We start from the raw sequence: 239 nt of genomic DNA, 5'->3' as shown, positions 1-239 counted from the left end.
CCTGCAATTGCTTGCAAATCCTCTGCCATATCAAAGTTCATATTCACTGTGTCGGGCAAAGAGGTACTAGCCACTTTGAGCATTTTTGTTATGCATTCATTCAAATCAACACTGTCAGTTAACTGCTCGCCGAAGTGAGAGTAAGTTCTCAAACTTTCTGAAATCGCAACAATCCTGTTCAACCCATACTCATTGTCTTCGAGCATCAACAGAATCTCTTCATTCATTGCATTAAGTTC

Annotated in this window: 1 protein-coding gene; it reads right to left on the bottom strand. The window is 40.2% G+C overall.

What is annotated here, in order from left to right; translation table 11 throughout:
• On the bottom strand, positions 1–239 hold a 239-nt coding region (locus NLF92_RS13735), incomplete at both ends, for a sensor histidine kinase (RefSeq protein WP_254102833.1).

This window comes from Opacimonas viscosa, assembly GCF_024199005.1.
GTDB classification, from domain to species: Bacteria; Pseudomonadota; Gammaproteobacteria; order Enterobacterales; family Alteromonadaceae; genus Opacimonas; species Opacimonas viscosa.
The sequence above is the reverse complement of the archived record's forward strand: the minus strand, read 5'-3'. Positions and strand labels throughout refer to the sequence as shown.